23 protein-coding genes are annotated in these 22,571 nt (G+C 66.5%); 12 read left to right on the forward strand and 11 right to left on the reverse strand.

Annotation, left to right across the window (positions count from 1 at the left end; translation table 11 throughout):
* Nucleotides 1–29: 29 nt before the first annotated feature.
* A complete protein-coding gene (locus G9373_RS09710; RefSeq protein WP_317763141.1) occupies nt 30–1,277 on the reverse strand; it encodes a CoA transferase in 1,248 nt (415 codons plus the stop codon).
* A gap of 70 nt (nt 1,278–1,347) precedes the next feature.
* Between G9373_RS09710 and G9373_RS09715 the strand changes: the two genes are divergently transcribed.
* Nucleotides 1,348–2,235, forward strand: coding sequence for a LysR substrate-binding domain-containing protein (locus G9373_RS09715; protein ID WP_167114905.1), 888 nt, complete (start codon nt 1,348–1,350; stop codon nt 2,233–2,235).
* Nucleotides 2,236–2,363: 128 nt separating this feature from the next.
* On the opposite strand, the gene G9373_RS09720 is transcribed toward G9373_RS09715, so the two are convergent.
* The 9 genes from G9373_RS09720 to G9373_RS09760 form a co-directional block, all read right to left on the reverse strand.
* Nucleotides 2,364–3,122 (reverse strand): hypothetical protein, encoded by a 759-nt coding sequence (locus tag G9373_RS09720; protein WP_167114908.1) that lies wholly within the window; start codon nt 3,120–3,122, stop codon nt 2,364–2,366.
* A 145-nt stretch (nt 3,123–3,267) separates the two neighbouring features.
* On the reverse strand, nt 3,268–3,654 hold the full coding sequence (locus G9373_RS09725; RefSeq protein ID WP_167114911.1) for an ester cyclase: 387 nt from the start codon (nt 3,652–3,654) through the stop codon (nt 3,268–3,270).
* 291 nt (nt 3,655–3,945) lie between these two features.
* Complete coding sequence (locus G9373_RS09730) at nt 3,946–5,250, reverse strand: NAD(P)/FAD-dependent oxidoreductase (RefSeq protein ID WP_167114914.1); 1,305 nt, start codon at nt 5,248–5,250, stop codon at nt 3,946–3,948.
* Between the two features lie 389 nt (nt 5,251–5,639).
* Nucleotides 5,640–6,749, reverse strand: a complete 1,110-nt coding sequence (gene ald, locus G9373_RS09735) for an alanine dehydrogenase (RefSeq protein ID WP_167114917.1) — start codon at nt 6,747–6,749, stop codon at nt 5,640–5,642.
* Nucleotides 6,750–7,113: 364 nt separating this feature from the next.
* Complete coding sequence (locus G9373_RS09740; protein WP_167114920.1) at nt 7,114–8,361, reverse strand: FAD-dependent oxidoreductase; 1,248 nt, start codon at nt 8,359–8,361, stop codon at nt 7,114–7,116.
* Nucleotides 8,362–8,364: 3 nt separating this feature from the next.
* Nucleotides 8,365–8,553 carry a ferredoxin gene (locus tag G9373_RS09745; RefSeq protein ID WP_061698772.1) on the reverse strand — a complete coding sequence of 63 codons (189 nt, stop codon included), beginning with the start codon at nt 8,551–8,553 and terminating at the stop codon, nt 8,365–8,367.
* A gap of 84 nt (nt 8,554–8,637) precedes the next feature.
* Entirely contained in the window at nt 8,638–9,393 is a 756-nt protein-coding gene (locus G9373_RS09750) for a gamma-glutamyl-gamma-aminobutyrate hydrolase family protein (RefSeq protein WP_167114923.1), read from the reverse strand.
* Nucleotides 9,394–9,403: 10 nt separating this feature from the next.
* A complete protein-coding gene (locus tag G9373_RS09755) occupies nt 9,404–10,897 on the reverse strand; it encodes an aldehyde dehydrogenase (RefSeq protein ID WP_167114926.1) in 1,494 nt (497 codons plus the stop codon).
* Nucleotides 10,898–10,913: 16 nt separating this feature from the next.
* Nucleotides 10,914–12,281 carry an aspartate aminotransferase family protein gene (locus tag G9373_RS09760; RefSeq protein WP_206031968.1) on the reverse strand — a complete coding sequence of 456 codons (1,368 nt, stop codon included), beginning with the start codon at nt 12,279–12,281 and terminating at the stop codon, nt 10,914–10,916.
* Between the two features lie 98 nt (nt 12,282–12,379).
* On the opposite strand from G9373_RS09760, the gene G9373_RS09765 reads away from it, so the two are divergent.
* The 7 genes from G9373_RS09765 (at nt 12,380) to G9373_RS45885 (ending at nt 18,013) form a co-directional block, all read left to right on the forward strand.
* The gene (locus G9373_RS09765; RefSeq protein ID WP_167114932.1) at nt 12,380–13,810 is read left to right on the forward strand and encodes an aldehyde dehydrogenase family protein; all 1,431 of its coding nucleotides are present in this window, start codon (nt 12,380–12,382) and stop codon (nt 13,808–13,810) included.
* A gap of 251 nt (nt 13,811–14,061) precedes the next feature.
* Nucleotides 14,062–15,477, forward strand: coding sequence for a glutamine synthetase family protein (locus G9373_RS09770; RefSeq protein ID WP_167114935.1), 1,416 nt, complete (start codon nt 14,062–14,064; stop codon nt 15,475–15,477).
* A 75-nt stretch (nt 15,478–15,552) separates the two neighbouring features.
* Entirely contained in the window at nt 15,553–16,263 is a 711-nt protein-coding gene (locus G9373_RS09775) for an ABC transporter substrate-binding protein (protein ID WP_167114938.1), read from the forward strand.
* A 159-nt stretch (nt 16,264–16,422) separates the two neighbouring features.
* Nucleotides 16,423–16,704 carry a hypothetical protein gene (locus G9373_RS09780; protein WP_155773103.1) on the forward strand — a complete coding sequence of 94 codons (282 nt, stop codon included), beginning with the start codon at nt 16,423–16,425 and terminating at the stop codon, nt 16,702–16,704.
* Nucleotides 16,705–16,813: 109 nt separating this feature from the next.
* The gene (locus tag G9373_RS09785; protein ID WP_081315578.1) at nt 16,814–17,182 is read left to right on the forward strand and encodes a hypothetical protein; all 369 of its coding nucleotides are present in this window, start codon (nt 16,814–16,816) and stop codon (nt 17,180–17,182) included.
* Nucleotides 17,183–17,398: 216 nt separating this feature from the next.
* A complete protein-coding gene (locus G9373_RS45880) occupies nt 17,399–17,731 on the forward strand; it encodes an MFS transporter (RefSeq protein ID WP_009480761.1) in 333 nt (110 codons plus the stop codon).
* 111 nt (nt 17,732–17,842) lie between these two features.
* Nucleotides 17,843–18,013, forward strand: coding sequence for a hypothetical protein (locus tag G9373_RS45885; protein ID WP_202803517.1), 171 nt, complete (start codon nt 17,843–17,845; stop codon nt 18,011–18,013).
* 627 nt (nt 18,014–18,640) lie between these two features.
* Here the strand turns inward: G9373_RS45885 and nemA are convergent.
* The gene (gene nemA, locus G9373_RS09800; protein WP_167114942.1) at nt 18,641–19,774 is read right to left on the reverse strand and encodes an N-ethylmaleimide reductase; all 1,134 of its coding nucleotides are present in this window, start codon (nt 19,772–19,774) and stop codon (nt 18,641–18,643) included.
* A 672-nt stretch (nt 19,775–20,446) separates the two neighbouring features.
* Here nemA and G9373_RS09805 point away from each other — a divergent pair.
* The 4 genes from G9373_RS09805 (at nt 20,447) to G9373_RS09820 (ending at nt 22,550) form a co-directional block, all read left to right on the forward strand.
* Nucleotides 20,447–21,391, forward strand: coding sequence for a phospholipase D family protein (locus G9373_RS09805; protein WP_167114945.1), 945 nt, complete (start codon nt 20,447–20,449; stop codon nt 21,389–21,391).
* 159 nt (nt 21,392–21,550) lie between these two features.
* On the forward strand, nt 21,551–21,958 hold the full coding sequence (locus G9373_RS09810) for a hypothetical protein (RefSeq protein ID WP_167114948.1): 408 nt from the start codon (nt 21,551–21,553) through the stop codon (nt 21,956–21,958).
* Nucleotides 21,955–22,374: an antitermination regulator gene (locus G9373_RS09815; RefSeq protein ID WP_167114951.1), complete on the forward strand. Its 420-nt coding sequence runs from the start codon at nt 21,955–21,957 to the stop codon at nt 22,372–22,374. The genes G9373_RS09810 and G9373_RS09815 overlap by 4 nt, the downstream gene beginning before the upstream one ends.
* A gap of 8 nt (nt 22,375–22,382) precedes the next feature.
* Nucleotides 22,383–22,550 carry an ANTAR domain-containing protein gene (locus tag G9373_RS09820; protein WP_005260650.1) on the forward strand — a complete coding sequence of 56 codons (168 nt, stop codon included), beginning with the start codon at nt 22,383–22,385 and terminating at the stop codon, nt 22,548–22,550.
* Nucleotides 22,551–22,571: the final 21 nt, after the last annotated feature.

The raw sequence follows: 22,571 nt of genomic DNA on the forward strand, positions 1-22,571 counted from the left end.
GCGATAGGTCGGGGGTCGAGTGACTGTGGTCATGCCCGGCTCCGCTGCCGATGGTCGAGGTCGTCGAGGATTGACTCGGTGTGCTGTCCCTGTGCCGGGCAGTGTCGGCGCAGTTGGGCCGGTGTCTCGGAGTACCGGACCGGGTGTCCGATCAGCTGGTAGGGGCCCTCGGTGGGGTGTTCGGTCGTGGTCAGCAGACCGCCGTCCTGCGCGTAGCGGCTGGTCGCGCTCTCGGCGAGGCTGTAGACCGGATGCGCCGGAATGCTCGCGTCGTCGCACAGGCGCTGCCACTCGGCGGTGCTGAACTGTGCTGTCAGGGTGCGCATTCTGGCGTACAGGACATCGGAGTTCGCGACGCGGCCGGCCATGGTGGTGAACCGGGGATCGGTTGCCGCGGCGGGGTCGCCGGCGAATTCGAAGAAGTCCCGCCAGTTCGCGTCGTTGTAGGGCAGGATGCACATCCACCCGTCGGCGGTTCGGCAGGCCTTGCGTTCGCGGCTGAGTACCCGCCGGTATCCGTAATCGCTTTCGTCGGCCGGATCGAGGGTTGCTCCGGCGAGGTGTTCGACGAGATTGAAGGCGATCATGGTGTCCGCCATCGGGATTTCGATGTGCTGTCCGCGCCCGGTGCGGTCTCGGTAGTGCAATGCGGCGAGCACCGATTGCACCATCATCAGACCGCACACCTTGTCGGCCACCACCGAGGGGATGTAGTTCGGCTGGCCGGAGACTTGCTCGTTGAGCCACACCAGGCCGGTGGCCGCCTGGATGATGTCGTCGTAGGCGGCGTTGTCTCGCATCGCCGAGTCGGACCGAAACCCTTGTGCGGTGGCGTACACCAGACGTGGATTGACCGCGGCCACGTCCTCCCAGCCGAGCGAGAGTCGCTCAAGGGCGCCGGGACGGACATTGGTGATGAAGACATCCGCGGTCTCGAGCAACGCGAGCAGCGAATCCCGATCGGAGGCATTCTTGAGATCGAGTGTGACACTTCGCTTGTTGCGGTTGAGATTGAGGGTCGGCCCGCCCATCCCCGAATGACGTTTCGGTTCGAACTGTCGGGTGGGATCGCCGCCGGGAGCCTCGACCTTGATCACATCCGCACCGAGGTCACCGAACTGCTGACCGGCGTAGGGGCCCATGATCACCGTGGCCAGTTCGATCACGCGGAGCCCTTCCAGGGGGCCGCCTGCCGCACCGGGATGGGGGGATACTTCCCGCCCACCAGGGGGGATGGATGTTCTCGAACCGATCGAAACGGGGTTGTCATGCTTCACACCACAATGAAAACCTCAAAGCCTGTCGATATCCAATACTAATTGGGGCAGAATTCATATGATGGAAGATATGGATTTTTCGCGGCGGCTGCTGGAGCAGTTCGTCGTGGTCGCCGAAGAGCGTCACTTCACCCGCGCCGCCGAGCGCCTGTCCATGAGTCAGCCGCCCCTCACTCAGGCGATCAAACGCCTCGAGAAGACCATCGGGGTCCCGCTGCTGGAACGAAGCACCCGCCAGGTGCAACTCACCCCCGCCGGCAAAGCATTTGCTCTCGACGCACGACACCTCTTGGACGCACAGAGTTCCGCCGCCGAACGCGCCAGGCGGATCGCGCAAGGAGCGGAGGGAACCCTCCGCCTCGGATTCATCAGCGGCGCCTCTTACGTCTCAGTCCCCCGCCTCATCGGCATGGTCCGCGACAACCTGCCGGGACTGCACATCAACCTCTACCAACGCACCTCCGCCGAACTCGCCGACATGGTGCGCAGCCGTCGGCTGGACTTCGCCATGGTGCGCGCTCCACTGTCCGACCCCGAACACCTCGATATCCGGCTCCTGCACGACGAACCCCTGGTATGCGCTCTGCCGGCCGACCATCTTCTCGCGTCCCGGGAAGACATCGCCCTAGCCGACTTGCGGCATCAGGATTTCGCGCTGCCATCCGCAACCGCATTGCCCGGGCTCAGCCAGTTGATTTACGCGGGTTGCCGCGCCGGAGGTTTCGAACCCCGGGACGGCGGGCGAGCGGACAGCCTGATGGGAATGCTCGGTTTGGTCGCATCCGCCAACTGCGTGTGTCTCGTCCCACGGGAGATCCGGGACGGGACCGTTCCGGGGATTACCTACCGGCCTCTCGCCGCCGACGCCCCCCGCCTCCAGACACTGGTCATCGCCAATGCGGCGCGCGATGACGCACTGGTCGACCGCGTGATGGCCCTGGTCGGGCACCCTGCCTAGTGCCCGGGAGGGAGCGCAGCCGCACCGCGCTCCTCGCGGCACTCGTCGTACGACCCCCGGTCCGGTATTCGGGCCCGACCCGTCCGGGCCCGAATAACGGCCGAACAGCGCGCCGTGTTGTCCGGGTGTCACCCTGCCAGGGGTTCGGCGGCGGGGACGGGTTCGGCGGCGGGGGCGTTGATCGCGTCATAGAACTGGAGTGCGCTCGCAACGGCGACGGGCCCACCCACGATGACGGTTCCGGCGACCGCTCCGATCGCCCCTGCCGCGGCTCCGGTGACCAGGCATCCACCGAGGAACCCGGGGACCGCGAGGGTCCCGATTGTCGGGACGGCGACCGCGGATCCGACGAGCGCTCCTCCGGCAATGCATCCGATCCCGGCACCGATCGCCGTGCCGATCAGACTGCCGATACCGATGCCGAGCGCAACTTCGGTACCGAAGTTGATGATGGCAGCGCTGAATTCCGGTGACCGCACGTCCAATGCGGTCGGCTGCAGTGGGAGCGCTGCATCCTTCAGCGGCGTGGCGGTAGCGGGTTCAGTGCTGGGTGTGAGGGTGGCACTCCTGCCGTCGATCTGGGCGGCGATCGGCCATTCTTTCCCATCCCGTGAGTAGGTCAGCGGGAACCCGGCTACCAGATTCCCGGCGGCATCGAGTACCTGAAACTGGTTGCCCTGGGTGGTCAGCGAGCCGCCGTCGGTGGTCAGGACGACGGACTTGTCGACGATGCTCGCGGTGTAGTGGATACCGGGAAGGATCTCCGTTTCCAGAGCTGATGCATGGTGGGGGTCGGCCTGTTCGGGGGCGGCACTGGCGGTGCTGGTGGTGGCGACCGCTGCCGTAATGGCAAAGGCGGTCACCGCAATGAGGCGTGTCATCATCATTGGGGTCTCCATGGTGAGGGGGTGGGAAGTGGGCGTTCGAGTGTGAGTTGCGGGAGTGGTGCCGCCGGCGAACGTGGGGGCGCGGCGGTGCGTACAGCAACGGCGCCCTGAGAGGTCCCCGGGCGCCGCTGTGTTGACCTTCTGATCAGTTGTCGAAGACTCCGAGCTGACGCAGCAGCGTCCCCGAGTCCCAGTACGAGCGCTCTTCGAGCAACTGTCCTGCGGGGTTGCATTTGAGCAGGTTGACGCCGCGTACCTCGATACGGTTGCCGGTCGGTGCGATACCGTCGAGGTCCCCGGTATGGACTCCGGTCACGGTCCATTCGACGGTGGCCGTCTCACCATCGTCGGCGACGACGGAACTGTGAAACTCCATCGAGGAAAAGGCGTTCGTGAAGGCGCTCATCGCTTCGGCTATCGCCGCTCGGCCGGTGGCCGGGCCGGGTGAGGTCATGTCGTGCAGGACACCGTCTTCCGCGAAATGCGCGGCGATAGCCTCATGGGGCTGCTCGGCCGCCCATGCCTTATCCATGTCCTTGACGAAATTGTGCAAGCCGGGGCGCACGGGGATTCCCTTCTGTGCCCCCGGGTGGGCCGTGTTCACGCACGGCCAACCCGGGAAAATAGTGGTCGAGTGTGGGGTATGGGGGTGATCGGGGGCCGGCCCGTTCGGGGCCAATGCCCACGCCTGGATTGACAGCCGCGGCGACCCTTACGTGCCGTCGCTGCTGCGGCCGGGTTGGCACCCGGCGATCGACGAGCCCGCCGTCCGGACTTCCGGCGCACTGGCTGCCGATTCGCCAGAAAAAGCCGGGTCGGGCTCTCAGGACTGCGGGGCGGCCTTCTGATCGCGGACCACGTCCCGGGCGGCGAGGGCGCCGCTTTCGAGAGCACCCTCGATCCACCCGACGAACGAGGGTGCGATGTCGCTGCCGGCGAAGTAGACGTGGCCGTGCGGCTTCTGGATGTCCGGGACTGCCGATGACAGCTGTCCGGGACGCATCATCATCCAGGTGCCCTGCGAGAATTCGTCGTCTGCCCAGTCGTGCCCGTCGGTGTCCACGACCTCGAGGTCGGGCACGTACGCGCGCAACGCGTCCTGGACCGCGTCCTTGTCGTCGGGGTCGATCGCAGTGGCGTCGGGACAGAAGCACACGATCAAGGTGTCACCGTCGAGGCGGTATTCGGTCATGGCGATGGTGATGGGGTTGGCCCCGAGCGGGGCGTAGGCGGTGAACGCTTCGATCTCGCCCTTGGCCCGGACCCACATCTTGCGGTTGCGCATCGGATGCCCCTCGTCGGCGAGGCGCTGGCTGCCCTCGCTCAACGCCGGCGAGAAGTCGATCGTGTTGAGGGCATTGACCGGGACGGTCACGATGACGGACTTGGCGCGGAACGTCTCCCCCGCCCGGGTGGTGACGAGCACTCCGTCGCCGTCGTTCGCGATGGCCGACACCGGAGTCGACAGCCGGATATCGGCGGAGGATTCGGCGGCAATCGCTTCGATCAGGCTCTTGGTTCCGGTCGCGATGCGCCAGTAGGCACCCGATTCCCACAGAACGCGCCAGTCACCGAAATACAGTGCGGCCCAACGGAGAATCTGCGATACCGCCTGCTGGTCGGGTGCGGCCACCGTATAGGAGAGGATGCCGTCGAGCATGTCGCGTTCGGCTGGGTCGAGATCGAGTCGCTTCATCCGGTCGGTGAAGGTCTCCAGATCGATCTCCCCGATGTCCGTGGTGTGGACGTCGTGGGGATACGGGAAATGCTCGCGGGCGTCCTCGACAAACCGCTCCATGCCCGGGCCGGCGAGGGCGTCGAATTCCGCCTCGGTGCCCGAGTGCAGGGCGCCGTCGGACAGCCAGTGAACGCGGTCGATCGGCACGGGGGTCGACAGTTCGAGACCGTGCCGCTGCATCTCCCGCCACAGGTTCGGCTGGGTCCAGTGCACGTAGGCGCCGCCGAGTTCCACCGCCCGCCCGATCTTGTCATCGGTGTAGGTACGGCCACCGATGCGATCGCGTCCCTCGAGAACGACGACCGACTTCCCCTCCGAGGTCAGGTCTCGGGCGGCGGTGATGCCGGCGAATCCGGCCCCCACGACAACTACGTCAAATACTTCGTTCATCGACACTCTCTCCTTCATCAACTATGAGCGCGATCACAACCTAACACCACATAACTTCATATACTAGAGGTTGTAGTGTTAATTCTTGGAGGTCACGCTTCCCGCGTTCCGGTGGGCGTCGGAGTTAGCGCGCCGGGGCTCCGCGGTATCGCGCACCTGTCTCTGGTCTAACCAGCGTGCTGGCGTCGTCGTGGACGAAGTCTGGTGCCGAGGGACGCGTCCCAATCGGCGTCATGCGCTACACCCGCCGTTTCTGTGATGAAGATGCCGAAATGGCCGCCGAACGCGCCGTTCCCCGCGCCCACCGTCTAACTGGGGTGGTCGGCGCGGAGAAGAGGTCGTTCGGCGGCCCGTGGCCAGCCTTCAGATGTGGGAGAAGTGCGGATCCGTCAGACGGTGACGAGGTGAGCCGACTCGAGTCCGTGCGCGTGCGCGACGGGGGCGTAGGTCACCTGCCCGGCGTGGGTGTTCAGGCCCCGCGCCAGCGACTGATCGTCGTTGAGCGCCTGCTCCCAACCCTTGTTCGCCAAGGCGAGGGCATAGGGCAGTGTGACGTTGGTCAGGGCATAGGTGGAGGTATGGGGCACGGCGCCGGGCATGTTCGCCACGCAGTAGAAGATCGAGTTGTGCACTTCGTAGGTGGGCTGGGCGTGCGTGGTGGGGCGTGAGTTCTCGAAGCACCCACCCTGATCGATGGAGATGTCGACCAGCACAGATCCGGGTTTCATCCGGCTGACCAGTTCGTTGGAGATCAATGTCGGGGCCTTGGCGCCGGGCACCAGCACCGCCCCGATCACCAGGTCGGCGCCCAGGACCGCGTCTTCGATCGCGTAGGCGTTGGAGGTGACGGTGCGCAGGCGTCCTTGGTAGATGCGGTCCGCGGCGCGCAGGGTGTCGACGTTGCGGTCCAGCAGCGAGACCTCCGCTTGCAGGCCCAGTGCGATCGTTGCGGCGTTCATGCCTGAGACACCGGCACCGATCACGACGACCTTGGCCGCCGGGACACCGGGCACGCCGCCGAGAAGCACGCCGCGCCCGCCGCCGGCCCGCATCAGGTGGTAGGCGCCGGCTTGCGGCGCCAGCCGGCCGGCGACCTCGCTCATCGGTGCCAGGAGTGGGAGGGCCCCGGTCGGGGTCTGCACCGTTTCGTAGGCGATGCCGGTCACCTGACGTTTCTGCAGCTCTTCGGTCAGTGGCTTGTCGGCGGCCAGATGGAGGTAGGTGAACAGGACCTGCCCCTCACGCATCCGGTGATACTCGGGTGCGATGGGTTCTTTGACCTTCAGGATCAGGTCACCGCTGGCCCACACATCGTCGGCCGAGGAGAGGATCTTTGCGCCGGCGGCGAGGTAGTCCTCGTCCGGGATCGACGATCCGACCCCGGCCGACTCCTCGACGAACACCTCGTGCCCGTGCGCGACGAGTTCGTGTACACCGGCCGGGGTGATGGCGACGCGGTACTCGTGGTTCTTGATTTCCTTGGGAATGCTGACTTTCACAGGACCCTCACTTCGATCTTTCTTGGTTGTCGAGACGGGTGGTGATTCAACGGCGGGTAGACAAGTCGGCGCGGCACGGCCGGACGTTGCCTCAGGGGGCGAGACCGCGGCTCGCCGCTCCCGGGGAGTCGGCGGCGGCGGGTGTCCGGTCCGGGAAGCGGCACGGGCGCTTGGGTGGGCGTGCCCGGGTGTTCGGACGCGGCGGCCACCGAAACCTGCGCTACGGTGGGGTATCTCCGGCCTTGCCCGCAGGGTGTGGGACGCGTGGCGGCGGGCAACCCACCACACCGACATCAGTGCAGCCGGCCGGTCCGGAGGCGACACGCCGTCGGCGGGGGCCACTGGATCTGCGGCGGGCGAGGGCTCAGCCCACGGCCTCGAGAAGGGCTTTGTGCCGCAGCCGTTGCGCCGGCGTGCCGCCGGCGATGACGACGCCGGTCATTGTGGACTCTCTGAAGTAGCCGACCACGACGCCGTCCGATGCCCATCCAGGGGTGAAGTCGCCCTCCAGGACCTCTATACGGTCTGCGTGGTCGGTGCGCCCGAATCCCTGGATTCTGACGTCGAATTGGTCGCTCCAAAAAGCTGGCAGCGGCGCAAATGGTGCCGGATCTCGGTCATCGCTTTCGGCGGGGCTCAGTCCGCGGATCAAGGTGGTGGCGGCGCGCTGCGCGGTGTCGGAGGGAACGCACCAGTGTTCGACGCGGCGCGGGGTGCTGTCGAATCGTGGATTCGGGAAGCGAGCCACATCCCCGACCGCCACCACCTCGTCGCGACCTTCGACGCGCATCAGGTTGTCGCAGAGGACGCCGTCCGACAGGTCCAGGCCGTTCCCGTCCAGCCATTCGACGTTGGGCCGTGATCCGACTGCCTCGACCAGCACGTCGGCTGCGAGTTCGGTCTCGTCGTCGAGGATGACCGTACCCAGCGTCTCGGGATCCGATGACCGTCCGATCAGGGCCGAGACCGACCTGCCCAGCGCGAACGCCACGCCCTGCTCCTCGTGGAAGATCTGCAGGGTGCGGGCGAGTTCGGAGCCGAGCGGGCGCAGCATCGGTGCGGCGAACGGCTCGACGACCGTGACCCGGCATCCGGCGCGGCGGGCACTGGCGGCGACCTCGCAGCCGATGAAGCCGCCGCCGACAACCACCACGGAGGCTCCCGCGGTCAGCTGCGCACGCAGTGCGATCGCATCGTCGAGGGTGCGTAGTACGTGCCGCTGCGAGCCGAACCCGTCGATCGGCAATCGGCGGGGCCGCAGACCTGTGGAGACGACCAGACCGTCATAGGCGAGCGTGCGTCCGTCGGCGGTATGCACGACGTGGTCCGCCAGCACGGCCCCGGTTACCTCGGTGCCCGTCATCCAGGACACGTCCTCGACGTGCGCGCGGCGGCGCAGGGCCACGCCCGGATAGTTGACCAGTTCGGTGGCGCCGAGTGCACTGGCGTCGGAGGCGACCAAGACGTTCTTCGACAGCGGTGGACGATTGTAGGGCAGATGAGCCTCGGCGCCGACCACCGTCAGCTCACCCGACCAGCCGTGCACGCGCAGTTGCTCAGCGGCGCGCAGCCCGCCGAGGGAGCCGCCGACGATGACAATCCGTGGTGTCATCGGTTAGTCGTCCACACGGATCGCCTGGACGGGGCACACGTCCGCGGCCTCTTCGACGGATGCGCGAAGGGATTCGTCGGGCGCCGGCTCCCAGACCAGCCTCCCGTCGTCATCGAACTGAAATACCTTCGGCGCGCTGAAGATGCACTGTCCGTGGTCGGCGCACACCGCGGTGTCTACGGTGACTTTCATGATTGGGCCTCTTCTCCCTGAGTGGTCGGTCGCTGTACCGCGCTGGGTACGGTCGTTGTCTTCTGCCGGGGGTTCCCGGACGGGTCAGGAGCCGGTGTGCTGGTGGCGTTCCCGGCCCTCGACGTGGTCGAGGAACGCCCGGAACAGGGGGGTCATCGGGTCCTGTTCGGGATGCCACAACACACCGAGCGCGAACCCATGCTCGGCGGACTCGATGGCCTCGATCACCCCGTCCGGCACCGAGTGCGCACTGACCATCAACCCGGTGCCGAGCCGGCCGACGCCCTGGTGGTGTGCGGAGTACACGGTCGCGGTGTCGGACTGGTAGGCGCGCGCGGCGACCGTGTCCGGGACGAGGGTGACCTCGTGCTTGCCGAACACACCGTCGTGGGCGGCGTGGTCGTCGTGGGCCAGTGAGTCGGGCACGTGCTGGTCGAGTGTTCCGCCGAAGGCGAGGTTGAGCATCTGCATTCCGCGGCAGATGCCGAGGATCGGGACGTCGAGTTCGAGGGCGCGGCGGGCAACCGCGAGCTCGGCGAGATCGCGCGCGGTGTCGGGTTCGGCCGTGGCGGCGTGGGCGGCGTGGCCGTACGTCGCCGGGCCGATGTCACGTCCCCCGGCCAGGATGACCGCGTCGACGAGATCGAGTACCTGGTCCGGGTTTTCGGTGATGTCGTCATCGGCCGGGAACAGCAGCGCGGTCCCCCCGGCGCGCCGGACGGCCTCGATGTAGGTGGTCGGCAACGTCGCGGTGGGGATGTTCTTCCACATCCCGAAGTCCCCGTGTTCGACGCCGACGACGATGCCGACCTTCACGCGCCCGGAATTGGAGGAGTCCATGGTGGTCACCTCAGCCGATCGTGAAGGGGTCGCGGGTGGCGCCGGTCAGTTCGACCCACACCGCCTTGGTTTCGGTGAATTCGAGGACTGCGTCCGGTCCGTTTTCTCGGCCCCATCCGCTGCCCTTGAAACCGCCGAACGGTACGCCCGGTCCGACCACGCGGTAGGCGTTGATCCACACGGTGCCGGCGGTGACGGCGGCCGCGACGCGATGTGCGCGTTGCAGGTCACGGGTCCACACGCCGGCGGCCAGGCCGTATTTCGTGCCGTTGGCCAATGCGAGTGCCTCGTCCTCGGTCGAGAAGCGTGTCACGGCGAGTACCGGGCCGAAGACCTCCTCCTGCGCGATGGGCATGTCCGGCCGGACGTCGGTGAGCACGGTGGGTTCGACGAACAGGCCGCCGCGGCCCGGTGATTGGCCACCACCGACGGCGACGGTGGCGCCGTCGGCGACCGCCTTGTCGATCATCCCGAGCACCGAGGCGAGTTGCCTCTCGTTCGCCACCGGTCCCATCTCGGTGGCCGGATCCGTCGGGTCGCCCAGCACGATGGTCTGTGCGCGGCGCACGATCAGCTCGACCAGCTCGTCGTGGATTGATTCGTGGACCAGCAGGCGTGAGCCGGCCAGGCAGGTCTGCCCGGTGGCGGCGAATACGCCGGCGATGACACCGTTGGCGGCGGCTTCCAGGTCCGCGTCGGGGAACACCAGCTGGGCGGACTTGCCGCCGAGTTCGAGCAACACCCGGGTCATGTTCTGCAGGGCCGCGCGGCCGACCTCGATACCGACGGCGGTGGATCCGGTGAAGGCGATCTTGTCGATGCCGGGGTGGCCGGCGAGGGCCTTGCCGACCTCCGGTCCGGTGCCGGTCACGACGTTGAAGACGCCCGCAGGGAAGCCCGCCTCGTCCATCCGTTGGGCGAATTCTAGGGTCGAGGCCGGGGTGTAGTCGGAGGGTTTGACGACGAGGGTGCAGCCGGCAGCGAGGGCGGGCGCGAGTTTCCACGCCAGCAGCATCAGGGGTGAGTTCCAGGGCAGGATGGCGCCGACGACGCCGACCGGCTCGCGTCGGGTGTAGATGAAGAAGTTGGGGCGATCGGACGGCAGGGTGTCGCCGCCGAGTGTCTCGGCGATTCCGGCGTAGTACCGGTACCACTGAGGGAGATAGGCCATCTGGGCGGCCATTTCGCGCACCAGTTTGCCGTTGTCCGTGGTCTCGATGGCGCCGAGTGCGGCGGCATCGCGCTCGAGCAGGTCGGCGAAGGTGCGCATCAACCGGGCCCGTTCGGCGCCAGTGGTGGTCGACCACGGCCCGGTGGTCAGGGCGGCGCGGGCGGCGGCGACGGCGCGGTCGACGTCGGCGGCGCCGGCGTCGGGGGCCGTCGACCACGGCTCCTGGGTGTAGGGGTTGGTGGTGGCATAGCGAGCCCCGGATTCGGCGGCGACCCAGGCTCCGTCGATGTACATCTGGTATTCGGGCAGCCCGGTGGTGTCGATCGTGCTCATCAGTTTTCTCCTGGGGTCAGTCGGTCGGCAACGAGAGCGCCGCGGCGTCGACGAGTGTCGATCGCAGGATGGTCTCGATCTCGGCGAAGTGTTCGGGGCCGGTGATGAGCGGCGGCGCCAGTTGGACCACGAGGTCTCCGCGCATGTCCGCGCGGCAGATCAGTCCCCGCCGATAGAGTTCGGGGGCAAGGAAAGCCAGCAGCGCCTTGCCCTCGGCCGGCGAGAAGCGTTGCTTCGTCGCGGGGTCCTTGACCAGTTCGATCGCCCAGAAGTAGCCTGCCCCGCGCACGTCACCGACCAAGGGAATGTCGCGCAGCGACTCGAGCATTCCGCGCAACACCGGTTCATTGGCGCGCACGTTTTCGAGCATCTTCTCGCTCTCCATCAGCTCGATGTTGGCCAGCGCGACCGCCGAGGCGACCGGGTGCCCACCGAAGGTGACACCGTGCATGAACACGTTGTTGTCGGTGAGGAACGGCTCCATGACGCGGTCGGAGGCGATGACCGCGCCCATCGGCGCGTACGCGGAGGTGAGGCCCTTGGCCGTGGTGATGATGTCGGGCACGTAGTCGAACCGTTGGGCGCCGAACCACTCGCCCAGGCGTCCGAACGCGCAGATGACCTCGTCGGAGATCAGCAGGACGTCGTACTGGTCGCAGATCTCCCGTACGCGCTGGAAGTAGCCCTCCGGCGGGACGAAACAGCCTCCCGAATTCTGCACCGGTTCGAGGATCACCGCCGCGACGGTGTCCGGTCCCTCGAACTCGATCCTTTCCTGGATCGCCTCGGCGAGGGTATCGACCGCCTGCGGGTCCAGCCGGTACACGTTGGTGTTCGTCACGTGGCTTCCGCCGATGGGCAGCGGCTCGAAAGGTGCCCGTGCCGGCGACAACGCGGTCGCCGCCAGCGCGCCCAGGGTGGTGCCGTGATAGGCAGTGTTGCGGGAGATCACCTTGTACTTACCGGCCTTGCCGCGAATCTTGTGGTACTGCCGGGCGAGCTTGAAGGCGGAGTCCACGGCTTCGCCGCCACCACCGACGAAGAACACCCGGTTGAGATCCGCGGGCGCCAGGTCGGCGATCTTGGTCGCGAGCTCGATCGCGCGAGGGTGAGCGAATCCCCACGTCGGGAAGAAGGCCAACTCGGTCGCCTGCTTGGCCGCGGCCTCAGCCAACTCGGTGCGGCCGTGGCCGACGTTCACGCAGTAGAGGGAGCTCAGGCCGTCGAGGTACCGGTTCCCGTGCTGGTCCCACACGTAGCAACCCTCGCCGCGGACGATGACCGGGACTTCGGCCCCCTGCGCATACGCACCCATGTTGCTGAAATGCATCCACAGATGCCTGCTCGGGTCGGAATCGACGGTCTGCACGGGATTCGCACTCAACTCGACTACCTCCACTCTGACTCAGTTTCGGGGGATCTTGCCTTCTAACCTCTGACATTATAGGTTTGATTTATGGATGTCAACGGAGGAGCAAACCCATGACGCAGATACGCAGCCAGAACTTCATCGGCGGACGGTGGGTCGACCCCGCCGACGGCGCGCGGGCGCCGATCACCAATCCGGCAACGGGCACGGTGATCGGCGAGGTGGCGGCGAGCTCTCGCGCCGACGTCGACCGTGCGGTCGATGCCGCCGAATCCGGCTGGCAGACATGGCGGGAGACGACCCCGCGGGAGCGCTCGCAGTATCTCTTCGCCCTCGCCGACGCGATGGCCGCGAACAAGAGCGAGCTGGCCGATCTCGAATCGGCGAATGTGGGCAAGCCCATCCTGAATGCCCGCGGCGAGGTCGACGAGGCGATCGACGGCCTGCGCTTCTTCGCCGGTGCGATACGCAGCTCAGAGGGATTGGCGTCCAACGGATTCCGCCGCGGCACCACCTCGATCGTGCGCCGGGAACCCATCGGCGTCGTAGGCCTGATTACCGCGTGGAACTTCCCCCTGATGGGCGCGATCTGGAAGGTCGGCGCCGCACTCGCCGCGGGGAACGCCTGCGTGCTCAAACCCGCCGAGCAGACCCCGTTGACGACACTGGCACTCGCCGAACTGGCGGCCCCGATCCTACCGCCCGGAGTCCTCAACGTCATTACCGGACAGGGCGATCCGGTCGGATCCGCGCTCTCCCAACATCCCAAGATTCGCATGGTGTCGGTTACCGGCGCGGTCACTACCGGAAAGGCGGTGGCCGCCGCGGCGGCGCACACCCTCAAGCGGGTACATCTCGAATTGGGGGGCAACTGTCCCGCCATCGTCTTCGGTGACGCCGATCTCGATGCGGTGGTCGCCGGAATTCGTCAGGCCGCCACGGTCAACTCCGGTCAGGTCTGCCTTTCAGCGTCGCGGCTTCTGGTGGCGAAGTCCTGCTACGACGATCTTCTCGATCGCCTCGTTCCCGCGTTCGAGTCGGTCCGAGTCGGCGCGCCCGAGGAGGGCGAGCACATCGAGATGGGGCCACTTGCCTATCGCGGGCACCGTGATCGAGTGGTCGACTACATCCACAGCGCCCAGAACGCGAAGATTCTGACCGGGCACCTCGACCCGGACTCCGACAGCAATTTCGTTACCCCGACAGTGATCACCGGCGTCGAGCAGGGTGACACGATCGTGCAGGAGGAGATTTTCGGTCCGGTCGTGACCGTGCAACCGTTCGACACCGACGCCCAGGCGGTGGAGTGGGCGAACGGGACCCCCTTCGGGCTGGCCGCGTCCCTGTGGACCCGCGACCTGAACCGGGCGATGAACACCGCCCCGCGCCTCGAGTTCGGCACGGTCTGGATGAACGACCACCTGTCGATGCTTCCCGAGATGCCGCACGGCGGGGTCAAGGATTCCGGGTACGGCAGCGAAGGCTCGAGTTACGGCATCGACGAGTTCACGCAGGTCAAACACCTCTGGATCAAGCACGGTTGAGCCCTGAGACGTGATGTCCCGGCGCACTGCTCGCGGCGGCGCCGGGACATTCGTACAGACCGGTCTGGATGCTGAATACACCGGACCGGAGGGTTGCGAAACACCCAACAAGCGAATAACATCTAATGTCTGATGTTATATCATCACTCAGGGTTCGCCCCTGGGATCCCCCCGTGCCGCACACGTCGCCCGGAACGCCCACTCGATGGGCGCGGCGTAGCACACTATTCTTGAGACCCCGGAGGACAAGTATGCCCACCACCCGTGAACACATGACCCCGCTGGAACTCGCGCTCAGCGATCCCGCCCGTGACTCCGAACTGAAACGGTGTCGGCAGCTGTTCGACGAAGGCGGTGTCACGCACGTGCATTGCCAGTACGTGAGTGTGCAGGGCCGCGTCCTCGGAAAGGTGATGCCGGTCAAGTATTTCCTCGAGACCGCGGCCCGCAAGGGTGTGCCATTCGGTTACGCCGTGGCCGGCGGATTGCAGGCGAGCCTGGCCGGTGAGCTGCTCGGACCAGGCGGTATCAGCACCCGGGAGGGCCTGCTGGTGCCCGACTTGGCCACGGCGCAGATCCTGCCGTGGGACCGGAGCGTGGCACGAGTGTTCTGCGACCATTTCCGCTCACTGCGCGAGGAAGTCGGACCGGGTGAACCGGAAGAGGCCGACGCCCGCGGCAACCTCAAGCGCGTCATCGCCGCCTTCCGGGAAGAGACCGGACTCGAGCTCCGCACCGGGTGCGAACCGGAGATGAGCTGGTTCAGCGGCCCGGACGCCATCGACCGCTCCGCCTCCTTCTTCCCCGACTGGGTGGGCCCGTCCTACCACCTCGAGCACATCGCGGAAATGATGCCGATCCTCAAGCGCATCACCCAATACGCCCAGGAAATGGGCTTCGAGATGATCCAGTCCGACTACGAGGACCCCGGCCAGCTCGAGTGCAACTTCCTCTACGACAACGCCCTCGCGACCGCAGACCGACTGATCACCTACCGGCAGATCTGCATGGCGGTGGCCAAGGAGTTCGGTGTCCTGGCCACCTTCATGCCCAAGCCGGTCCCCGGCATCATGGCCAACGGCTGCCACCACCATGCGAGCCTCTGGCGCGGCGACGAAAACGTGTTCGCCGATGACGACGATCTCACCGAACTCGGCCGGCACGCGCTCGGTGGCCTGCTCGAGCACACCCGCGGAATGACCGCGGTGCTCGCATCGACGACCAACTCCTACGCCCGGTTCTGGGACGTCGGCCTGTTCGCGCCGGCAGTCACCAACTGGGGATACGACAACCGCACCACCAGCTACCGTGTGCTGCCCGGACGCGTCGAAGTCCGCTCCCCCGACGCCGCCGTCAACCCCTACCTGTCCCACGCCGCGCTACTCGGTGCGATGGCCGACGGCATCCGCCGCAACCTCGATCCCGGCAAACCCGAACTCGGCAACGCCTACGCACCCTCCGACGAAGAGACCCCCTCGACCTTCGCGGCGCCGCCCCTGACCTTGTCCGAAGCCTTGGACGCCCTCGAGGAAGACAAGGCGGTCCGCTCCGTTCTGCCCGGCTCGCTCTACGACACCTTCACCGCCTGCAAGCGTGACGAATGCAACCGGCGCTCGGGCGCGATCACCGACTGGGACTTCAACACCTACCTGCGGTACACCCCGTAACACACCCTTTCGGACCCCGCCCCAGGGCGGGGTCCGATCGTCCATGCCGGTATCACCTTCAGAAGGATCCTTACCGTGAGCGATCTGCAACTCATCCAATCCGGAACTCTCGTCCTGTGCTCCACGGACATTGCCGCTCCCCCCATGACCTCCGTCGTCGACGGTGTGCGGTTCGGCTACGAGCCCGACCTCGGCCGGGCACTGGCCAGTCATCTGGGCCTCGAACTCCAGTGGGTCGACGTCCGCCGGTGGTCCGATTTCGTGCCGACACTGACCGAGAAGCGATGCGACGCAATCCTGTGCAACCAGGCCATCACCCCCGACCGCGAGGAAATCGTCGACTTCACCCTCCCCTACGGACGGTTCAACGAAGGAGTCGTCGTCCGCACCGACAGCCCCATCCACTCGGCCGCCGACCTCGTCGGCCGTAAAGTCGGCGCCATCACCGGGACCACCAACATTGCGCTGGCCGCATCGTTCACCGGCGCCGAGGTCGTCGAATACGGCTCCGGTGACGACGCTTTCCACGAGATGGCCGACGCCGCCGTCGACGGCACCATCGATGCGTTCGTCGACGACGAGATCGTCCTGCCCGCACTCGAAGCCACCGGTAAGCTGCGGGTCGCTTTCATCGCACCCACCGGAAACCCGTACGGCATTGCGGTGCACAAAGATTCAGATGCGTTGCGCACCAGCCTGAACGAGGCGATCCAGCACCTGATCGCGAACGGCACGCTCGCCGGAATCTGGAACAACAACTTCCCCACCAAAGCATTTCCCTTGTGAACCTGCCGTCGCCCTCGCGGCACGGCATCAACTTCCCGTGAAGGCGGCGACCGCCGACACCTGCACCTGTACAACGGCGGCCGCCGCCCAGACCGGACACACGGACCACTACCGAGGAACTCACCCCTCAACGGTTGGGAGAAACCTGTGGAATCGAAGGTGACACATCCCGACGACGACATTCTCGACCTGGCCACTCTGTGGGCGCCGATCGGCGGGCCCACCCCGGACCGGATCAGAGATCTCTTCCACATCGAGGTCGACGACTATCGTCGCCGACTACTCAATGCAATCCGCTTCCACCGAAGGCGCCTTCCCGAACGCACTCGCGCCGATCTCGAGCACGTGTACGGATCCTCGATCCTCACCGAACTCGACGAGACGCAGCGCACGAACACACCCCCACCACCCGATGACAGCCCAGCCTGGCGCGCTGATTAGGTTGCCGCGCATCGTCGCCCGACTGCGAACACCGACGTATCCCGGTACTGCCGGCTCGATCCCCGGACAACTATCCGACTGAATTACTTCTCTAGACAGCTGGTTTCCCATGTCTGAACCGCACACCAAGACCCGCGACTTCCGGCCCGACCCCACGTCGAGCAGGAGCCTCGCCAACAACCCCGCCGCCGACGAGCACCCCACGGCGCATCCACTCCCCCGCCGACAACGGCTGCGCGACAGAGTCCGCGCGGAGAGACACTCCCGCGTTCCGCGTGAGGCAGACCAGCTGATCCGCTTCGCACAGAACTGGATCCCGTACGGAGGACCGCCGCCAGATGAAATCATGGTCCAGTTCGGGATGACCACAGCCCGCTACCTAGAGGCCCTTCGACAGGCGATCTACCTGCCCGACTGCGACCCCAGCATCGCGCGCCGAATACACACTGCTTACTTCGCCCGCCGATCGACCCGATAGCCACTGGCGCCGCAAGCTGTCGAAGTCGGTCCTACGCTCAATGCAGCGACGCGCTCGTCGCCGTAGACATCAGTGACTCCGAGGAGCTAGCGGATGACGAACCAGTGAGTAAGGACCTTCTCACCCCCGAGCGTGAGCTCAGGCGGGGCGCGACGGCATGAGTTGTCGGAACCGCGCTAGAAGCGACTACTTCCTCACGGAACCGCCGCTGCACTTGTGTCCAACCGGTTGTTCTTTCCCTCCTTCGACCCGGTGGTCGGTACGCTGCTGGCGTTCTTCGCCGCCGGTTTCGTCGTCAGACCGCTCGGGGCGGCGGTATTCGGCCACCTCGGAGATCGACGCGGACGACGACTCGCGCTGATCATCACCGTCACTCTCATAGGCTTATCGACCGGCCTGATCGGGCTGCTCCCCACCTACGACGCCATCGGAGCGCCGCCCCATCTTGCTCACCGCGCCGCGGTTCTCCAAGGGGTTTCGGTCGGCGGGGAGTGGGGCGGCGCGACACTGATAGCGCTCGAGTACGCACCTGCGCACCGCCGCGACTAGTACGCCGCGGTACCGCAATTCGGAGTCCCGATCGGGCTGTTGCTCTCAAGCGGCACGTTCGCACTCGTCGGCCTGCTACCCGATGAACAGTTCGACGGCAGGGGTTGGCGAGTGCCTTTCCTATCCGCGTTCATGCTGCTGGCTGTCGGACTCTACCTCCGAGCCCGGGTCGAGGAACCGATCGGAGCGCCGCTGTCCCCCGAAGCGCCGTGGAGGAATCGCAAGGCGAAGTACGTGGAGTGGCTCGCCTCACCGGACGCCTTCGCTCTGACGGCGAGGTAGACGGTGAACCGATCGGCTACGCCATGGCCCGTGTGAAGGATGAGGCTCAGGGCTCGTGGGAGTCGGGGGCGAGGACAGGCGTCCTGAAATCCCTTTCCGTACAGGCCGATCAGCGCGGAAGCGGGATCGGGACGCGGCTGTTCGAGGCAGTCCGGTCCGAGTTTGCGAAGCAGGACGCGGCCCAGTTGGAGCTATCCGTGATCACGAGTAACGGGGCCGCGATCCGGTTCTACGCCGGGCAAGGACTCGTACCATACGTGACAACCCTGGTAGGTCGCAGTTAACCAGGGCGGCAACTCAGGTCGGCGCACCCGAGCCAGCGTGTGCGCCGACCACCCCGTCATGCCACCCGTCCACGGCTCCACGCGTCGCGCCCTCGCCGGCTGACCAGACTGGTTCCGCCTGAAGTGGCCACGGTCGGGCGGCTTGGGTTGGACCCCGGAGGCTGCATGCCCGCTTGGTGAATGAGTCGATCTTCGGCTGTCCAGTACAAGCATTCCACCACCGCCGGAGGAGCTGAATCGAGGCGAGCCTCGTCCTCGAGGCCACCGTCCCATGGTGCCGGCGCCGAGGAACTCGACGCGAGTCGATGGGCGCCGAGGAACACGGGCGCAGGCAGATGTGGTGCTACGCGCTGTGGGCCGGATAGTCCGTGTAGCCCTCGGCGTCCCCGCCGTAGAACGTCGCGGGCACCGGTTCGTTGAGCGGCAGTCCTTTCGCAAGGCGGACGGGCAGATCGGGGTTGGCAATGAACGAGCGGCCGAAGGCGACGGCATCAATCAGGCCAGCGGAGATCAAGGTCTCGGCCTTCTCGACGTCGTAGCTGCCGGCGCCGACGATGACGCCGGGAAATGCTGACCGCAGTTTGGCGCGAAACTCTTGGTCCAGGGGCGGGCCGCCCGCCCAGTCCGGCTCGGAAAGGTGCAGAAACGCTATACCGCGAGCCGCGAGCTCCGTCGCCACGTGCAGCCCCATCTCGGCACTTTCCGGGTCGTCGAGCCCGTTGAAGGGACCGACTGGCGAGACGCGGACACCGATGTGGTCGGCGTCCCACGCGCCGGTCACCGCGTCGACGACCTCCAACATCAGCCGGGCGCGGTTGGTCTGCGATCCGCCGTAAGCGTCGTCCCGGTGGTTCGACTGTGGCGAAAGGAACTGGTGGAGGAGATAACCGTGCGCGCCATGGATCTCAACTGCGTCGAAACCCGCCTCGCGCGCGTTGACCGTTGCCGCGCGGTAGTCATCGATTACGCGTGGGATCTCGTCAGTACGCAGTGCTCGGGGCGTCGGGCAGCTCACACTCTCCGGACGCCCATTCACGCCGCGCAAGGTCGTGCGGTTTCGGTACGGCAGCGCGCTCGCCGACACGGGCAACGCTCCGTCGTGTAGTGACTCATGGGATACGCGACCCACGTGCCACAGCTGAGCGGCGATACGGCCGCCGGCCGCATGCACCGCGTCGGTCACGCGGCGCCACCCGGCCACCTGCTCGGGGCTGTAGATACCCGGCGTGTCCATATAGCCCTTGCCCTCGGGGGAGATCTGCGTTCCTTCCGAGACGATCAGGCCGGCGCACGCACGTTGAACGTAGTAGTCACGCATCAGGTCGTTGGGTACGTCGTCTGGTGGGGTGGCTCGCATCCGAGTGAGCGGCGCCATCAACACCCGGTTGGGCAGGTTTAGCGCTCCGACGCGCAGTGGTGAGTGCAGTGGGCCGGCTGATGTCGTTCGGGCGACGATGACGTCGCGGGTGTCCTCCATGAATGGGACTCCTTCACTTTTTTCTACAACATACAATCTTAGAGGTTTGATGTAAAAGGGTGGAGGGCGGAGTTTCGGTGCTGGAAACATTTCAGGGTTGCCGCCGTGCGGATCTCTAGGCGCAAGCCCGTGCTGAGCGCGACACGCTTGCGTCCCACTACCCGTTGCGCCGGCGTTCCACCCTCCACAACCGCGCCAATCATGCGGCCGTCGCGCACGTACTCAACGGTCATTCCTCGCGCGGGCTAGCCGTGTTCGAGGTCGCCGTCGACGGCGCGAGGTCTCGTCACGCTCTGCTGACGTCCCGAACCCAGCGTTGTAGTGGAGGGATTCGCGTCTTGTCCCGGGTCACGCATGGTTTGTGCGCACTGGGCGGTGATAATTCAGTTATCGCAGCTACGGGCCCGAATCCCCACGTCACCGCGTTTTTGCTCTGCAGAGTGCCGATTTTTTTGTGGCCTTGGTGACGAGGCTGTCGAATCTCGGCGACGCCCCCGCCCCGACAGGGCTGGCCGCAGCGTTGACGACCGACACCATGAGGGCCCTCGACCGACCGGCTCCTGCGCCGTCGAACTCAAGCCGTGAGCCGGGCTCCAGGAGGTCGGCGACAGGTTCACCACCTCCCGTGGCGCTTCATGAGGCAGTGGACGAGACCGGTTACCGTCTGTCGGTATGGGGACCACCTTCCACGGGCCGAGCCCGTGGCCGCACATCACCCGCGCCATCCGCACCCGCGGCGCCCGGTACGCCGCGATCGGCTACCTCGGACAGGACGCGCCCGCGCTGCTCCCGCTGCGCGCCGGGGACGTCCTGGTCGTCAACGCCTCCAAGGCTGCGGTCCGGGCGCACGCCACCTCCCCCGCCGCCCTCGCGTACTACGTGAACAGGGGGGTGCGGGTGCTGTCGTCGCCGACCCTGCACGCCAAGGTGATCGCGACCAACACCCGGGCGGTCATCGGGTCGGCGAACGCGTCGGAAAACTCCACCCTGGCCGACGACGCTGTGGTCATCACCGACGACCCCGACATCATCGCCTCCGTGCGGAAGTTCATCGACAGCCTCGACGAGATCACCGAGGTCGATCAGGTGTTCCTCGACGACGCGATCCTCGAGTGGGAGATCGGCCGCGCCGTCCCACTGCCCGGGGTCACCGGCCGCGTCCGCACCGAGACCGATTTCCTGCCGACGCCCGTGACTCGGATGTTCGTCAAACACGCCGTCGACTACGAACCCACCCGCACCGAACAACAGGTCCTCGACAACCAGCGGGGCCGGCACCACAGCCGCGGCGGCCCGGCGGCGAAGTACCAGCTCGAATCGCTTCGCCTCGACAAGCCCAGCGGTGTGAAGCGGGGCGACGTGATCGTCTTCGTCTCGGCCGATGACGAGTGGATTTACGCGCCGGCGGTCGTGGTGTCCGACCCCATGAAGATCCCGCGGTCCGGTGGAGCAGTTCTGTACTTCCTCCGCCTCCGCAGTGGCCTGTCCCCGCTCCCCCTCCCAGACGCAGAGAAGGCGCTGACCGACCTCGGGCACCCGGGCTCACGGCTGCGGACCGACCACTACGTCCGCTCCCCTGGCCTTAGGTCCGCGTTGCTGGGGTTGTGGGACCTCTGATCGTCTGCGTGCTTGTGTCAGCATGAGAGTCAGCGCCGCAGAACCGGCGAACCCGAGCGTCGTGCGTTCGTCGCGCCTTGGCGGATCCACCCCAGAGCTCGCGACCCCGGCGGACCGGCGGGTAGGCACGTTGATCTCAGCTACCCGGACGTAGGACTCGTGTTCGAATCATTCTCGCGGGTACGGCTTCTCAGGAAATTCACCGACACCGCCGGGCCGGGGGATGCGACGATCGAAGCATGCGCCGCCGTCGTTGGCCGGCCCTCGCGCCGCCCACCACGGGAGGATCGCCCTGCACGCGGGCATGCCGATCGTGACCGAGAACGCCTCACCCTGAAACCGTCCACAGCGACCGCGTTCGCATCCGGGCTGCTGCTGCGGTTCCCGCTGTACGTCGCCGGTCTCCGCGCCGACTTCGCGCGCTACGAAACCCGGCCCCGCACCGACGCCCTCGATTGGTCGACGCAGTGGTCCTGGCCTCGGGGCGGACTCCACCCCACCTCGTTCACCCTCGCACTCGGGCCCAGCCCCTTCCCCACCACCTTCAAGTCCGATGCCCAGCGGTGACTGTGGAGACGCTGTTCGTCGAGCTGAATGCCGAGCGGGTGGTGGACGCTTCCCGGTCGCCCGGAAGCTGCCGGCGAACCGACCTGCATACCCGCACACGAGCGTCCGACGCTCAGGCAATACGGGCGATGCGAGCGGTCGCGCACATCGGACACCGGGTGGTCACGCCGATGACCCACCCGTTGATCCCGGCGAACGCCTCCGCCGCGGATCGTCCGGCGACCGCGGCCTGCTACCTGTCCGCGCCGCTGCGCCTGGGCGAGGATCATATCGGTGCCCTCCACCTCTACAGCGTCGACGGCCACGGTTTCAGCGACCTCGACGCCGCCCTGCTGAAGATCTACACCACTGTCGGGGAAACCATCATCGGCCTCTCCCGGGACCTCGAGAGGCACTCCACGACCTGTCCGGCCTGAAAACCGCCATGGAGAACCGGGGCGTCATCGAACACGCCAAAGGTGCCCTGATGGCCTCCCGCGGGATCGGCGAGGACACCGCCTTCGCGTCCCTCGTCGACGCCTCCCAACGCGAAAACGTCAAACTCGCCGCCAAGGCCCACCGGATGATCACCTCGTTGGACTGCCGATCCTGAAAACCGATCCTCGACCATGCC

It is taken from the genome of Rhodococcus sp. A14 (genome assembly GCF_011603105.1).
GTDB classification, from domain to species: Bacteria; Actinomycetota; Actinomycetes; order Mycobacteriales; family Mycobacteriaceae; genus Rhodococcus_F; species Rhodococcus_F opacus.